Raw genomic sequence first — 14,210 nt, 5'->3', positions numbered from 1 at the left:
CGAGGGCATGAGCGCACCGGTTCTGGACAGCAAGCTGTCGCCCGATAGCGAAGCCTTCCGCGCCAATGCTGCGCATAATCGCGCGCTGGCGGAGGAATTGCGCGGCAAGGTCGCCGACGCGGCGTTGGGCGGATCGCCGGCCGCGCGCGACAAGCATGTCGGGCGCGGCAAGCTGCTGCCGCGCGATCGCGTGGAGCGTCTGCTCGATCCCGGCTCGCCATTCCTGGAGATCGGCCAACTCGCCGCCACTGGCCAATATGGCGACGAGGTGCCCGGCGCCGGCATGATCGCCGGCATCGGCCGGGTGTCGGGGCGACAGGTGATGATCGCCTGCAACGATGCCACGGTGAAGGGCGGCACCTATTATCCCGTCACGGTGAAGAAGCATCTGCGCGCGCAGGAAGTCGCGCTCGAAAACCGGCTGCCCTGCGTCTATCTGGTCGACAGTGGCGGCGCCAACCTGCCCAACCAGGCGGAGGTCTTCCCCGACCGCGACCATTTCGGCCGCATCTTCTATAATCAGGCGAACCTGTCGGCGCGCGGCATTCCGCAGATCGCGTGCGTCATGGGTAGTTGCACGGCGGGTGGCGCCTATGTCCCGGCCATGTCGGACGAGACGGTGATCGTCCGCAACCAGGGCACCATCTTCCTCGCCGGCCCGCCACTGGTGCAGGCGGCGACGGGCGAGGTCATCAGCGCGGAGGATCTGGGCGGCGGCGACCTGCATGGCCGCAAGTCGGGCGTGGTCGATCATGTCGCGGACAATGATGAGCATGCGCTGTCCATCGTGCGCGATATCGTCTCGACCCTGCAGCCCGATCGCCAGAGCGACCTCAACCTGCGCGACCCGCGCTCGCCCAAGTTCGATCCGGCCGACCTCTACGGCATCATCCCCCAGGATGTGCGCGCGCCCTATGATGTGCGCGAAGTGATCGCGCGGATCGTCGACGGCAGCGAATTTCACGAGTTCAAGCCGCTCTACGGCACCACATTGGTCTGCGGCTTCGCCCATATCTGGGGCATGCCGGTGGCGATCCTGGCGAACAACGGCGTGCTGTTCAGCGAAAGCGCGCAAAAGGGCGCCCATTTCATCGAACTGGCCTGCCAGCGGCGCATTCCGCTGCTGTTCCTCCAGAATATTTCCGGCTTCATGGTCGGCGGCAAATATGAGGCGGAGGGGATCGCCAAGCATGGCGCCAAGCTGGTGACGGCGGTGGCGACGGCACAGGTGCCCAAGGTCACGGTGCTGATCGGCGGCAGCTTCGGCGCGGGCAATTACGGCATGTGCGGGCGCGCCTATCAGCCGCGCTTCCTCTTCACCTGGCCCAACAGCCGGATCAGCGTGATGGGCGGCGAACAGGCGGCAAGCGTGCTGGCGACCGTTCACCGCGACGCATCGAAATGGACGCCGGAAGAGGCCGAAGCCTTCAAGGCGCCGGTGCGCCAGAAATATGAGGATGAAGGCAATCCCTATTTCGCGACCTCGCGCCTGTGGGACGACGGCGTGATCGATCCGGCCCAGACACGGGATGTGCTCGGGCTGGCCTTCGCTGCTGCGCTCAATGCGCCGGTGGACGATCGCGCCCAGTTCGGCGTGTTCCGGATGTGATCGGCGTGGAGGCGATGCTGCCCCTCTCATTCCTCCCCGAGCTTGTCTCGGGGAGGGCGCGCGTCTTTAGGCCCTATCGTCATGCTGAACTTGTTTCAGCATCCATCGGGGGCAAGGCTGGAAGCCCGATGGAGGGTGCAAGGTTGGCCCAATGCGGATTGTCGCTCTCGATCAGATTGATCTTCCATTGGCGGTGCCAGCGCTTGAGTTGCTTCTCGCGCAGGATGGCGGCCTCCATGCTGCCGAACATCTCGAACCGGACGAGGTGATGGACGGCGTGGCGCCTGGTGAAACCGGCAATGCTATCGGTGCGATGCTGGTAAAGTCTGCCTACAAGGTCGGACGTTACGCCGATGTAGAGCGTGCCATAGGGCTTGCTGCTCAAAATATAGACGCAAGGCTGTTTGTCCATCGCAATGCCCAGCCTGCGGCGAAATGGATGCTGAAACAAGTTCAGCATGACGAATTGGGAGACTGTGGTGCTTGAATCCCTCCTCATCGCCAATCGTGGCGAAATTGCCTGTCGGGTGATCCGCACCGCGCGGCGGCTGGGTATCCGCACGATCGCGGTCTATTCCGATGCCGATGCCGACGCGCTGCATGTGCGCGAAGCGGACGAGGCGGTGCATATCGGCCCGTCGCCGGTGCGCGAATCCTATCTGGTCGGCGACCGGATCATCGCGACAGCGAAGGCGACAGGCGCGCAGGCGATTCACCCCGGCTACGGCTTCCTGTCGGAAAATGCCGAGTTCGCGCAGGCGGTGATCGATGCGGGCCTGATCTGGGTCGGCCCCAACCCGTCCTCCATCACCGCCATGGGCCTGAAGGACGCGGCCAAGACATTGATGCAGGATGCGGGCGTGCCGACCACGCCCGGCTATCTGGGCGAAGACCAGTCACCCGAACGGCTGGCGGCGGAGGCGGATGCGATCGGCTATCCGGTCCTCATCAAGGCGGTGGCCGGCGGTGGCGGGAAGGGGATGCGCAAGGTCGATGCTGCGGCCGACTTTGCCGACGCCTTGCTGTCCTGCCGGCGCGAGGCCGCGTCCAGCTTCGGCAACGACCAGGTGCTGCTGGAAAAATGGATCACCAACCCGCGCCATATCGAGGTGCAGGTGTTCGGCGACAAGCATGGCAATGTCGTCCATCTGTTCGAGCGCGACTGTTCGCTCCAGCGTCGCCATCAGAAGGTGATCGAGGAAGCGCCGGCACCGGGCATGGATGAAGCGACCCGCGCGGCCGTGTGCCAGGCGGCGGTCAATGCGGCCAAGGCGGTCGACTATGTCGGCGCCGGCACGATCGAGTTCATCGCCGACGGCTCCGACGGGCTGCGCGCCGATCGCATCTGGTTCATGGAAATGAACACCCGGCTTCAGGTCGAACATCCCGTGACCGAGGAGATTACCGGCCAGGATCTGGTCGAATGGCAGTTGCGGGTCGCGTCGGGCGAGCCGCTGCCGCGGACGCAGGAGCAACTGTCGATCAATGGCTGGGCGATGGAAGCGCGCCTCTATGCCGAGGATCCGGCCAAGGGCTTCCTGCCCTCGATCGGCACGCTCGACAGGTTTGAGCTGGGCGGCGGTGCGCGCATCGACACCGGCGTCGAGGAAGGGGCGGCGATTTCGCCCTATTATGACCCGATGATCGCCAAGGTCATCGCCCATGGCGACACGCGCGACGCGGCCCGGCTGCGGCTGGCGGCGGCGCTCGACGAGACGGTGATCTGGCCGCTGCGCACCAATGCGGGCTTTCTGGTCAAGGCGCTGGAGAATGCGGACTTCGCGGCGGCCCGGCTGGACACCGGCCTGATCGCGCGGGAGGGCGACGCGCTGTTGCCGCCGGCCGATCCGTCCGACGCGGCACTGGCCGATGCGGCCGCGGCGCTGACGCCGGGCGGGGCGCTGGCGGGTTTCCGACTCAATGCGCCGGTCCGCGCGGAGGCGAGTTTCCTGCTGAACGGCCATCCCCATGCGGTGCGCTATGATCCGCGCCTGGGTGAAGCCCGGCCGCTGGAGGATGTGCTGATTGCCGAGGGCGGGCAGGTCTGGGAAATGACGCCCTGGCGTGTCGCCGGTGGCGCGGGCGGTGCGGCGTCGGACGGCGCGATCCTGTCGCCCATGCCCGGCCGCATCATTGCGGTGGCGGTGACGGCCGGGCAGGCGGTGACCAAGGGGCAGAAGCTGCTGACGCTCGAAGCGATGAAGATGGAGCATAGCCTGGTCGCGCCGTTCGACGGCGTGGTCGCCGAACTGAACGCGGCCGAGGGCGGGCAGGTGAGCGAGGGCGTGCTGCTGGCGCTAATCGATCAGGCCGAGGGCTGAGCCAGCTCCGGCGTCATGGAATGATAATTGCACTATTGTGCATATTTATATAGAGGGCGATATATGGCGGGCAGGCATTATGACGAATGGCAGGTGGGGGACCGGATCGCGCATGAACTGCGCCGCACGGTGACCGAGACCGACAATCTGCTGTTCACGTGCATGACCCATAATCCCCAGCCGCTGCATCTGGATGCCGAGGCGGCCAAGGCGTCGGAATTCGGCCAGATCCTGGTCAACGGCACTTTCAGCTTCGCGCTGATGATCGGCCTGTCGGTAGGGGATACCACCATGGGCACGCTGGTCGCGAACCTGGGCTATGACAAGCTGGTCATGCCCAAGCCGGTGTTCATCGGCGATACGCTGCGCTGCGAAACCGAGGTTACAGACCTCAAGGAAAGCCGCTCGCGTCCCGAGGCCGGCATCGTCACCTTCACCCATCGCCTGCTCAACCAGCGGGACGAGATTGTCTGCCAGTGCCTGCGTATGGCGTTGCTCAAGAAGAGGTCTGCATGAAACTCCGCTCGCTGCTCTTTGTCCCGGGCGATCGCCCCGAACGGTTCGACAAGGCGGCGGCGAGCGGCGCGGACGCGATCATCCTCGACCTGGAGGATTCGGTCGCGCCCGAGCGCAAGGGCATGGCTCGTGACGCGATCGCTGCATGGCTGGCGGGCGGGCGGGATTGCACCGCCTTCGTTCGCGTCAATCCGCTGGAGGGGGGGCAGACGGCGGCTGATCTGGCTATCATCCTGCCGGCCGCGCCCGATGGCATCATGCTGCCCAAGGCGGAAGGGGCGGCCAGCATCCTGGCGCTGGAGGAACTGGCCGGGGCAGGGCGCCTGCCGTCGATCCTGCCCATCGCCACGGAGACGCCCGCCGCCCTGTTCGAGCTTGGCAGCTATCGCAGCGTGCGGGATCGGCTCGCCGGCCTCACCTGGGGCGCGGAGGATCTGCCCGCATCGATCGGCGCCACCAGCGCGCGGGAGGCCGATGGCCGCTATACCGCGCCGATCGAGATGGCGCGCAGCCTGACATTGTTCGCGGCCCACGCCGCCGGCGTCGCGGCGATCGACACGGTCTTCCCCCGGATCGACGCGATGGACGATCTGACCGCCTATGTCGGCCGGGCGCGGCGTGACGGCTTTACCGGCATGATGGCGATCCACCCGGTCCAGGTCGCGGCGATCAACGCCGGCTTCACCCCGACTCCGGCGGAGGTCGATCATGCCCGCGCCGTGATCGATGCCTTTGCCGCCAATCCGGGTGCCGGCGTGCTGAAACTGGACGGCAAGATGATCGATCGCCCGCATCTGGTGCAGGCGCAACGCGTGCTGGCCGCAATATAAAAAAAGCCCGGCATCGCGGCCGGGCCTTCCTGTACCGCCGCCTTTGTTCGGGCTTTTTCTCGAAATGCGCGAAAGAGCGCATTTCGATAAGCGGTGCCGGCCCACACCCCCACCCGATCGCCCACAGAGTGTATCCTGAATGGGAGGTCGGGTGGGGGTGTGGGCCGGTGCGGATGCGCCAAAGGCGCATGTCAAAACAGACTCTCAGCGGTAGCGGCTCTTTTCATAATTGGTCGACGATCCGGCGCCATAGGTACCGCGCGTGTCGTCGCGATCGCCGAACAGCGCCTGCTGTTCACGCTCGGTGCGCCAGGCATGCTGCGCTTCGTCGGCGCTCTTTTCCAGCGTCACCTTGGTTGCATCGACCGACTTGATCCAGGAGGACGGGATGGAGTGGTGGACACCGCCCGCATCGCTATCGCTCTTGGTTAGGATGATGCGGTCGCCGCGCAGCTTGTCGACGGTGCCGACATGTTCGCCATCGCTGCCGACCACTTCCATATGCTCGCGCACCTGCGTCACCGCCTGGCGCTGCTCGCCGCGACGGGTGCGCCATGTGCCGAACTCGCTGTTGAAGCGGTCGCGATGTTCGCGCTGATATTCGGCATAGTCGCGGTCCAGCTCGTCGATCCGCTGCTGGCGCCAGCTATGGTAATTGCTGTCATGATGCGCGCCATAGGTATGGCCCTGCCCGAAGGCGCGGTTGCGATAGCCATGATCCTCGTTGCCATAGCCGCTGCGTTCGCCACTATAGGGCGTATAGCCGCGGCCCGGCAGATAGTCGCTGCTGCTGGCGGCCGACGCATAGCCCAGCCGGCTCGACTGGTCGCGCGGGTCGCCATAGGGGCGGTTATAATATTCGTCATATTCGCGCCGGCGTTCCGCTTCGTCATCGCCGAACCAGCTGCGAATTTCGTCGCCGGCCCGGTCGAAGAAGCCGCGTTCGTCGGGGTCATAGTCGCTGGGATAGGGGCGTGCGCCCGGCCCGCCGAACTGGCCGCGCATGCCATAGCGATAGGCGCGATCGTCGCGCGTCGCGCGATAGCGATCGGTGCCACGATCCCAGTCGGTTGCGTAGCGATCATCGCCACCATAGCGTCGTCCGCCTTGGTAACCCATTGTCCTTCTCCTTATCTTTGCCGCAAGATATTGCACTTCGGCGGTGGTGCTTGCTTGCACCGACACGGCATCAATGGGTGACGCAGGGCATCGTTCCGGGCGTTACGGGCGGGTAATGTCGCGCCTTTCAACCGCCCTGCCGATGGCGGAAACGGCGGATTTCCGGGGCACTTGATCGAGATCAGGAAAGGCGGCGATTTTTTGCATAAAAGACCGTTGCAAGGCGAAAATCCCTCGCTTATAGGCAGCCCACCTTTGGGGCCTTAGCTCAGCTGGGAGAGCGCGTCGTTCGCAATGACGAGGTCAGGGGTTCGATCCCCCTAGGCTCCACCAAAGATTTTGCCGACGGCTTTGCCGGACATGGTATTGACCATCGGACACGCGGTTCACGCCGCATCAGGATGGGGCCTTAGCTCAGCTGGGAGAGCGCCTGCATGGCATGCAGGAGGTCAGCGGTTCGATCCCGCTAGGCTCCACCATTTTCTGGATAGATATGGATTAGGCCGAAAGGCGAACGGGTTCGTGCGTCTTATCCGTTCGCGCCCTGCTGCGCGTCGCGATAGGCGCGGGCGGACAGGCCCATGTTCCGCTGGAAGAAGCGGCTGAAATAGGCCGGGTCGGCAAAGCCGATCGAAAAGCCGATCTCGGCGATCGACAGGTTGGAATAGAGCAAGGCCCGCTGCGCTTCGAGCAGGGCGCGCTGGTCCAGCATCTGCGCCGGCGATCGTCCCGCCATCCGGGCGCAGGCGACGCGCAGCGCGGTCTGGCTGACGCCCAGCGCGGCGGCATGCACCGATACCGGCTCGCGCAGGCGGAAACGCTGCTCGATCCGTTCGCGCAACCGCGCCACGATAGCCGCATGCGGTCCGGCGCGGGGGGCAGCATGGACGGCGGCGCTGCGGTGGCGCAGCGCCGTTACCAGCAGCGACAGCATCGCCGCATTGACCGCCGCCCGGTGGCCCGGCGCCGACCAGCTGAGTTCGCGCATCAGATCGGCCACCAGCCGTTCGACCGGCGGTAGTTGGGTGGCGCTCATCTCGATCGCGTCGGGCCGCTCGAACAGGCCGGTCAGTTCCGCGCCATGACGGCCGAGATCCTGTAGATAGGCGTCGGCCATGGTGATGACGAAGCCGGCGGTTTCCTCCAGCCATTTGAAGCCATGGACGGTGGTAGCCGGCACCAGCAGGAAGCTGGGCGCGACGAAGCGCATCTCCGCGCCATCCGCCTCCATCGCCCCGCCGCCCGAGGTGATGAGGAATATATGGCTCAGCTCGCTATGGGCATGCGGCTTGATAGTCCATTCGCTGGGGCGTGATCGATCGTCCAGCGTTTCGACATGGACGAAGCCTTCCGCCACCAGCCTGTGCGGCTCGCCGTACAGATAGAAGGTCGGGAAGGACTGTTTCGACATCAGGGGCGATCTCAACAAGGCTGCTGAATTATCCAATTAATAGGCTGGCGCGCCCATGTCCATCGCGCGCAGCGCGGATAGGTTGGGCGCATCGGACAAACAGGGGCGCCGTCAGCGCGCCCGGATCTTGAGAGGATGCGAATGCGCACCAGCATAGCGATTATCGGCGCCGGCCCGGCCGGCATGTTCCTGGCCCATCTGCTCGCGGCGGAGGGGATTGCCGCCGTCGTGCTGGAACGGCGTGACCGGGCCTATGTCGAAGGGCGGGTGCGCGCCGGCGTGCTGGAACAGGTGACGACCGACCTGATGCATCGCCTGGGCCTTGGCGCCCGGCTCGATCGCGAGGGGCTGGTCCATGGCGGCACCCAGATTTCGCTCGACGGTACGCTGTTCCGTATCGACATGGCGGCGCTGACCGGCGGCAGCGCCGTCACCGTCTATGGCCAGCAGGAGGTGATGCACGACCTGTTCGAGGCGGCGCCGGAACGCGGTGTCGAGATCGTCTGGAATGCGGATGACGTGACGCTGGAGGGGCTGGACGGCGATCATCCCGTGGTCCGCTGGCGCCAGGATGGCGTCGCGCAGGAATTGCAGTGCGACTATGTCGTCGGCTGCGACGGCTATCATGGCGTCAGCCGCAGCAGCATCCCCGCCCATGTGCTGCGGACGTTCGAGCGGGTCTATCCGTTCGGCTGGCTCGGCATCCTGGCCGATGTGCCTCCGGCCGACCATGAACTCATCTACGCCAATCATGAACGCGGCTTCGCGCTCGCCTCGATGCGCTCTCCCACGCGCAGCCGCTATTATATCCAGTGCGGCCTCGACGAGCAGGTGGAGGACTGGTCCGACGATCGTTTCTGGGACGAGCTTTGCCTGCGCCTCGGCCCCGATGCGGGATCGCGCGTGACCCGCGGGCCGAGCTTCGAAAAGTCGATTGCGCCGCTGCGCTCCTTCGTGTCGGAACCGATGCGCTGGGGCCGGCTGTTCCTGGCTGGCGACGCTGCCCATATCGTGCCGCCGACCGGCGCCAAGGGCCTCAACCTCGCCGCGTCGGACGTCATCATGCTGAGCGAGGCGCTGGTCGACCATTATCGCGGCGGATCGGATGCCGGGCTCGACGGCTATTCCGCCCGCGCCCTGGCCCGCGTGTGGAAGGCGGAGCGCTTCTCCTGGTGGTTCACCTCGATCACCCACCGCTTCCCCGACATGGACGGTTTCGCCCGCCGCATCCAGGCGGCCGAGATCGACTATATTCGCGGGTCGCAGGCGGCGCAGCGCACGCTGGCGGAAAATTATGTCGGCCTTCCGCTGATGGCCGCCTGACGCCTCTGGCCGGGGCGGGGCTTTACCGCCCCGCCGGATGCTGCCTAGACCGGGGCATGAGCGAAGAGAATGACGCGGGACGCCCCGCAGCGACGATCGTGATCGTGCGCGACCGGCCGGGGGCGGCGCCCGACCTGCTGATGATGGAACGGGCCGCGACCATGGCCTTTGCCGCCGGTGCGCTGGTCTTTCCGGGCGGCGGCGTCGACGATAGCGACCGGGCGCTGGCCGCCAGTATGTCCAGCGACCTTGCCAGTGACGAGGTCGCGGCACGGATCGCCGCCATTCGCGAGACGATCGAGGAGAGCGGTCTGGGCGTCGGTCTGGCCGGTTCTGTCGATGCCGCCACCGTGTCGGCGATTCGCGCTGGCCTGCTCGGCGGGGCATCGCTGGGCGATCTTCTCGCGCCGCGCGGCATCGCCCTGGCGCTGGATGCGCTGGTGCCGTTCGCCCGCTGGCACCCGTCTGCGCGGGAAAAGGCGATCCGCGTCTATGACACCCGCTTCTATCTCGCCCGCGCGCCACTGGGGCAGGAGGCGAGCGTCGATGCGACCGAGAATGTCCGCCTGTTCTGGAGCAGCGCGGCTGCAACTATCGCCCGCGCCGATGGCGGCGACGGGCATGTCATCTTCCCAACCCGCCGCAATCTGGAACGGCTGGCGCAATATGACAGTTTCGACGCGCTTGCCGCCCATGCGCGCGGCATCCCTGTGGAAAAGGTGCGCCCCTGGTTCGAAGAGCGCGACGGCGAGCCGCATCTCTGCATCCCGACGCATCTGGGCTATCCGGTCACGTCGGAACCAATGCGGCAGGTCCGGCGTGGTTAGGGCATGCGCCGCCTCCATCTGACCCTTCGTGCCCTTGTCATCATCGCTGTCATCCTTGGCCTGCTCTGGCTCGGCTATGCGCTGCTGCGCCAGCGGCCGCAGGATCTGCCCTGGACCAGGCTGGACCTGTCGCAGCCGGTCGGCCTGTTCACCGGCCGCAAGCTCGCCGCCCTGACCGGCGACCGGGCGCAATGTCTGGCGCTGCTCGACCGGGCAGGCATCGCCTATACGGCGATGAAGCCGGGCGGGGGCGAGGGGCAGTGTGGCTATGCCGACGCGATCCGGCTGAAGGCGGAAAAGGGCATGATCGCCTTGTCACCGGCCGGGGTGGCGCCATCCTGCCCGGTGGTCGCCGCCCTGCGCGTCTGGGAATGGCAGGTGGTGCAGCCCGCCGCCCAGCGGCTGTTCGGCCAGCCGGTGCGCAGCATCACCCATTTCGGTTCCTATAGCTGCCGGCGGATGTATGGCCGCAGCCAGGGGGATTTCAGCGAACATGCCACGGCCGATGCGATCGATGTCGCGAGCTTCGTGCTGGCCGATGGCCACCGGATCAGCGTGGTCGGCGACTGGAAGGGGGAAGGCAAGGACGCCGCCTTCCTGCGCGAAGTGCGCGATGGCGCCTGCGACCTGTTCTCGACCGTGCTCTCGCCCGACTATAATGCCGCCCATCGCGACCATTTCCACCTCGACCAGGCGGAACGCGGCGCGACGGGCTGGCGGGCCTGTCGTTAAAGGCGTTTACTGCCCGTAGCCGGCCTGCTTGGCCAGGCTGACCGCTTCGCGCGCGGCGGCGAGCAGGGCGCCGCTCTTGGCCTCGCATTCGCGCTGTTCATATTCGGCGGTCGAATCGGCGACGATGCCGGCGCCGGCCTGAACGTGCATCACGCCATCCTTCAGCACGGCGGTGCGCAGCACGATGCAACTGTCCATATTGCCGTCCGGGCCGAAATAGCCGACGCCGCCCGCATAGGCACCGCGCGTTTCCGGCTCCAGTTCGGCGATGATCTCGCACGCGCGGACCTTGGGCGCGCCCGATACGGTGCCGGCGGGGAAGCCGGCGAATAGCGCGTCGATCGCATCCTTTTCGGGCGCCAGCCGGCCGACCACGTTCGATACGATGTGCATCACATGGCTGTAGAATTCGACCGTATAGCTTTCCGTCACGGTGACGCTGCCGGCACTGGCGACGCGGCCGACATCGTTACGGCCCAGATCCAGCAGCATCAGATGCTCGGCCCGTTCCTTGGGATCGTCGAGCAGGCTGGCGCGGTTGGCGGCATCCTCCACCGCATTCTTGCCGCGCGGGCGGGTGCCGGCGATCGGCCGGATGGTCACTTCGCCATCGCGGGCGCGGACCAGGATTTCCGGGCTGGACCCGATCAGCGCAAAGCCGGGCAGGTCGAGATAATAGAGGAAGGGCGACGGGTTGATCCGGCGCAGCGCGCGATAGAGCGCGATCGGGGGCAGGGTGAAGGGGCTGGTGAAGCGCTGCGCCAGCACCACCTGGAAGATGTCGCCCGCGACGATATAGTCCTTGGCGCGATCGACCATCTGGGCATAGCGGCCCGGCTCCAGCACCGGCGTCACGTCGATCTCGGCAATCTCGGCCGGGGCGGGCACGGCCGGCAGCGGCGCGGCCAGGCGCGCGGCGGTCGCGTCGATCCGCTCCAGCGCCTGGGCGATCGCCTTTTCCGCGTCGGCGGCCTGATCCTTCCACACCGGCGCGACCAGGAACAGGGCGTCGGCCAGACGATCGAACACCAGAATGACGGTCGGCCGCACGAACAGCATGTCGGGCAGGGCGATGTCGTTGGCGGCGGGGCGCGGCAGCTTTTCGACCAGCCCGACCGTCTCATAGCCAAAATAGCCGACCAGACAGGCCAGCGCGGCCGGCAGGGCGGGGTCCAGATCGGCGCGGCATTCGGTCACCAGCGCGCGCAGCGCCTGCAACGCATCCTGTTCGGCGGGGATGAAGGCGCCGCGGTCGGTCGCCCATTGGCGGTTGATCTCGCCCCGGGCGCCCTCGGCGCGATAGACGAGGTCGGGGGCCAGGCCGATCAGGCTGTAGCGCCCACGCACGGCGCCGCCCTCGACCGATTCCAGCAGGAAGTCGCCCCGGTCCGGCTCGAACAGCTTGAGCGCAGCGGAGATCGGCGTGTCGGTGTCGGCAATCTGCCGCCGCCATACCAGACCCGAACGGCCCTGTGCCAGCGCGGCGCGAGCGACGGCGGTGCCGTCCACCATTCCCCCCTGCGCCACCATCTTACTGCTCGCCGCTATTGGTGGCGGCCAGCGCCTTCTGGGCAGCGGCCACGGCGTTCGCCTTGCGGGTCACGCCCATGTCCTTTTCGATCGCGCGTTCGAACTGGGCGCCATATTCCTCGCCCACGACTTCGCCCAGTTGGGTGCGGACCTGGTTCAGCAATTCGGGCTGGCCAGCGGCATCGCCACGCTTGATGGCGTTGAGCTGCACCACGAAGGTACCGCGATCCTGGCCGATCGGCAGGGTCTTCACGCTGTTGGCGGCCATCGAGAAGAGGATGGCGATTTCCGACGGCGGACGCTGCTGCCCGCGCATCAGGTCGGCACGACGGCCGCCCACGACCTGCGGTGCCGGCAGCTTGACGCCGGCCTGGGCCAGCGCATCGGCCAGCTTCGTGCCCTTGGCGACCTTGGCGCGGATTTCCTCGGCAACCTTCTGCGCCTTCGCATAGCCCTGGCTCAGCTTATATTGGGCCACCACCAGCGGCTTGATCTTGGCGAGCGGCGGCGGTGCGGGGGCGACGATGTCGCCCGGCGCGGCCAGCGCATAGCGCTTGTCCGGGGTGATCGGCACCAACTGGGCATCATCGTCGGCGCTCATCGCGAAGACGGGGGCCAGCAGCGGACGCAGGTCGTTGTTGGGCTGATAGGTCTCGTCCTCGACCTGCTTGCCGCTCGCCACCAGCAGTGGCGAGGTTTCCAGCGTCAGGCCATTATCCTTCGCGACTTCCTCGAAGGTGCCGCCATTGGCGATCTGGTCCTCGATCTTGCCGGTGAAGTCGGTCAGCAGCTGCTTTTCCTTCTGGGTGCGCAGCGTGGTGATGATTTCATCGCGCACCGAAGCCAGCGCGCGGGCCGGGACATTGTTGAGCGCGGTGACGCGCAGCACGATCCAGCCGAGCGAACCCCGGACCGGGCCGACCAGTTCGCCCTGTTTGGCGGCAAAGGCGGCGTCGGCGACCGGCTTGGACGCGGTGGCGGCCAGCGCCTCGCGGCTCTGGTCGGTCAGGGTCGAGACGGCGAGGCCAGCACCCTGCGCGGCGGCGGCCAGCGTCTTGCCGGCCTTCACCTGGTCGGCGATCGCCTTGGCGGCCGCCTGGGTCGGCAGCACAAGCTGTTCGACGCTGCGATTTTCCTTGGCGGCATAGGCCGCCTTGTTCTGGTTGTATGCGGCGGTGATTTCCGCCTCGGTCGGCTGGGCCGCCTGGGCGAAACGCTCGCCGTCGATCACGGCATAGCGGATGCGACGCTGTTCCGGGATGGTGTAGCGCGCGGCATTCTTCTTGTAGAAATCGGCGACCTGCGCCTCGGTCGGTTCCTTGGCGTCCAGGAAGGCGGCGGCCGGGATCGCGGCGATCGTGCCCTGGCGTTCCTCCAGCAGCAGCGATGCATAGGGCAGGGCCACGCTGTCGGGCAGCTTCACGCCCAGGCCGACGGGCGCGAGCATCTGGCGTTGCAGGATTTCGCGGCTGATATCGTCACGCAGCGACTGTTCGCTGATCCGCTCGCGCTGCAGCAGGGCGCGGAAATTATCCTGGCTGAAATTGCCGGCCGCGTCCTGGAAGGCGGGGATCTGCGCAATCTGCGCATCGACCAGGCGCTTGCTGATATGGACGCCCTGGTCGCTGGCGAACTGCTTGAGCGTCAGCGCCGCGACCAGCTGGTCGAACACCTGCTTGCCGCCCCCCTGGGCGAAGAAATCGCCGATCTGCATGCCGGGATTTTCGCGGCGCGCATTTTCGAACACGCGCTGGATGCGGTCCTGCAATTCGCTCTGGGACAGCTTCGAACCGCCCGCCTTGGCGACGGTGTCACCGCCGCCCAGCGCATTGCCGAACTGTCCGCTCGAAATGTCGCCCAGGATGAACGCCGCCGCGATCAACCCCAGAAAGAGGATCGCGAAAAAGGCGCCGAATTTGGAACGGATGAAACTGCGGAAGACAGAAAGCATGAGAATGTCCGGTTTATGCGGCAATGTGGCGGCCCGCTTTA

12 protein-coding genes and 2 tRNA genes are annotated in these 14,210 nt (G+C 66.5%); 9 read left to right on the top strand and 5 right to left on the bottom strand.

From position 1 onward, the window contains the following. The first annotated feature begins 7 nt into the window (after positions 1-7). Positions 8-1,609, top strand: coding sequence for a carboxyl transferase domain-containing protein (locus GGQ90_RS09715; RefSeq protein ID WP_188081973.1), 1,602 nt, complete (start codon positions 8-10; stop codon positions 1,607-1,609). A 79-nt stretch (positions 1,610-1,688) separates the two neighbouring features. Here GGQ90_RS09715 and GGQ90_RS09710 read toward each other — a convergent pair whose 3' ends face one another. After that, the gene (locus tag GGQ90_RS09710) at positions 1,689-2,021 is read right to left on the bottom strand and encodes a GIY-YIG nuclease family protein (protein WP_188081972.1); all 333 of its coding nucleotides are present in this window, start codon (positions 2,019-2,021) and stop codon (positions 1,689-1,691) included. Positions 2,022-2,088: 67 nt separating this feature from the next. Between GGQ90_RS09710 and GGQ90_RS09705 the strand changes: the two genes are divergently transcribed. The 3 genes from GGQ90_RS09705 to GGQ90_RS09695 all read left to right on the top strand — a co-directional run bounded on the left by GGQ90_RS09705 (position 2,089) and on the right by GGQ90_RS09695 (position 5,276). Continuing rightward, positions 2,089-3,930, top strand: a complete 1,842-nt coding sequence (locus tag GGQ90_RS09705) for an ATP-binding protein (protein ID WP_188081971.1) — start codon at positions 2,089-2,091, stop codon at positions 3,928-3,930. Between the two features lie 63 nt (positions 3,931-3,993). Beyond that, on the top strand, positions 3,994-4,446 hold the full coding sequence (locus GGQ90_RS09700; RefSeq protein WP_188081970.1) for a MaoC family dehydratase: 453 nt from the start codon (positions 3,994-3,996) through the stop codon (positions 4,444-4,446). After that, positions 4,443-5,276 (top strand): HpcH/HpaI aldolase/citrate lyase family protein, encoded by an 834-nt coding sequence (locus tag GGQ90_RS09695; protein WP_188081969.1) that lies wholly within the window; start codon positions 4,443-4,445, stop codon positions 5,274-5,276. The genes GGQ90_RS09700 and GGQ90_RS09695 overlap by 4 nt, the downstream gene beginning before the upstream one ends. Positions 5,277-5,480: 204 nt before the next feature. Here the strand turns inward: GGQ90_RS09695 and GGQ90_RS09690 are convergent, their stop codons facing one another. Next, entirely contained in the window at positions 5,481-6,395 is a 915-nt protein-coding gene (locus GGQ90_RS09690; RefSeq protein WP_188081968.1) for a DUF2171 domain-containing protein, read from the bottom strand. A 257-nt stretch (positions 6,396-6,652) separates the two neighbouring features. On the opposite strand from GGQ90_RS09690, the gene GGQ90_RS09685 reads away from it, so the two are divergent. Both GGQ90_RS09685 and GGQ90_RS09680 read left to right on the top strand, forming a co-directional pair. After that, positions 6,653-6,728: transfer RNA gene (locus GGQ90_RS09685), tRNA-Ala, on the top strand. Positions 6,729-6,798: 70 nt separating this feature from the next. Continuing rightward, a tRNA-Ala gene (locus tag GGQ90_RS09680) sits at positions 6,799-6,874 on the top strand. A gap of 50 nt (positions 6,875-6,924) precedes the next feature. On the opposite strand, the gene GGQ90_RS09675 is transcribed toward GGQ90_RS09680, so the two are convergent. Beyond that, entirely contained in the window at positions 6,925-7,806 is an 882-nt protein-coding gene (locus tag GGQ90_RS09675; protein WP_188081967.1) for a helix-turn-helix domain-containing protein, read from the bottom strand. Between the two features lie 141 nt (positions 7,807-7,947). On the opposite strand from GGQ90_RS09675, the gene pobA reads away from it, so the two are divergent. Genes pobA through GGQ90_RS09660 form a run of 3 tightly spaced genes read left to right on the top strand, consistent with a single transcriptional unit; the run spans position 7,948 to position 10,688 of the window. Beyond that, a complete protein-coding gene (pobA, locus tag GGQ90_RS09670; RefSeq protein ID WP_188081966.1) occupies positions 7,948-9,129 on the top strand; it encodes a 4-hydroxybenzoate 3-monooxygenase in 1,182 nt (393 codons plus the stop codon). A gap of 56 nt (positions 9,130-9,185) precedes the next feature. Next, on the top strand, positions 9,186-9,956 hold the full coding sequence (locus tag GGQ90_RS09665; protein ID WP_188081965.1) for an NUDIX hydrolase: 771 nt from the start codon (positions 9,186-9,188) through the stop codon (positions 9,954-9,956). 3 nt (positions 9,957-9,959) lie between these two features. Beyond that, positions 9,960-10,688 (top strand): extensin-like domain-containing protein, encoded by a 729-nt coding sequence (locus GGQ90_RS09660; RefSeq protein WP_188081964.1) that lies wholly within the window; start codon positions 9,960-9,962, stop codon positions 10,686-10,688. A gap of 6 nt (positions 10,689-10,694) precedes the next feature. On the opposite strand, the gene trpE is transcribed toward GGQ90_RS09660, so the two are convergent. After that, positions 10,695-12,218 (bottom strand): anthranilate synthase component I, encoded by a 1,524-nt coding sequence (gene trpE / locus GGQ90_RS09655; protein WP_188081963.1) that lies wholly within the window; start codon positions 12,216-12,218, stop codon positions 10,695-10,697. Position 12,219: 1 nt separating this feature from the next. Next, positions 12,220-14,169: a peptidylprolyl isomerase gene (locus tag GGQ90_RS09650; RefSeq protein WP_188081962.1), complete on the bottom strand. Its 1,950-nt coding sequence runs from the start codon at positions 14,167-14,169 to the stop codon at positions 12,220-12,222. Positions 14,170-14,210 lie beyond the last annotated feature (41 nt).

Origin of the sequence: Sphingobium scionense, assembly GCF_014197035.1 — a bacterium.
Taxonomy (GTDB): Bacteria; Pseudomonadota; Alphaproteobacteria; order Sphingomonadales; family Sphingomonadaceae; genus Sphingobium; species Sphingobium scionense.
Note: the sequence above shows the minus strand (reverse complement) of the source record. Positions and strands in the feature narration are given on the sequence as shown.

Excerpts from the sequence above, each read along its gene's own strand:
- GGQ90_RS09665 (WP_188081965.1), top strand. The coding sequence starts at position 9,186 with ATGAGCGAAGAGAATGACGCGGGACGCCCCGCAGCGACGATCGTGATC.
- GGQ90_RS09690 (WP_188081968.1), bottom strand. The coding sequence starts at position 6,395 with ATGGGTTACCAAGGCGGACGACGCTATGGTGGCGATGATCGCTACGCA.
- GGQ90_RS09675 (WP_188081967.1), bottom strand. The coding sequence starts at position 7,806 with ATGTCGAAACAGTCCTTCCCGACCTTCTATCTGTACGGCGAGCCGCAC.
- GGQ90_RS09700 (WP_188081970.1), top strand. The coding sequence starts at position 3,994 with ATGGCGGGCAGGCATTATGACGAATGGCAGGTGGGGGACCGGATCGCG.
- GGQ90_RS09650 (WP_188081962.1), bottom strand. The coding sequence starts at position 14,169 with ATGCTTTCTGTCTTCCGCAGTTTCATCCGTTCCAAATTCGGCGCCTTT.
- trpE (WP_188081963.1), bottom strand. The coding sequence starts at position 12,218 with ATGGTGGCGCAGGGGGGAATGGTGGACGGCACCGCCGTCGCTCGCGCC.
- GGQ90_RS09695 (WP_188081969.1), top strand. The coding sequence starts at position 4,443 with ATGAAACTCCGCTCGCTGCTCTTTGTCCCGGGCGATCGCCCCGAACGG.
- GGQ90_RS09710 (WP_188081972.1), bottom strand. The coding sequence starts at position 2,021 with ATGGACAAACAGCCTTGCGTCTATATTTTGAGCAGCAAGCCCTATGGC.
- GGQ90_RS09660 (WP_188081964.1), top strand. The coding sequence starts at position 9,960 with ATGCGCCGCCTCCATCTGACCCTTCGTGCCCTTGTCATCATCGCTGTC.
- GGQ90_RS09715 (WP_188081973.1), top strand. The coding sequence starts at position 8 with ATGAGCGCACCGGTTCTGGACAGCAAGCTGTCGCCCGATAGCGAAGCC.
- pobA (WP_188081966.1), top strand. The coding sequence starts at position 7,948 with ATGCGCACCAGCATAGCGATTATCGGCGCCGGCCCGGCCGGCATGTTC.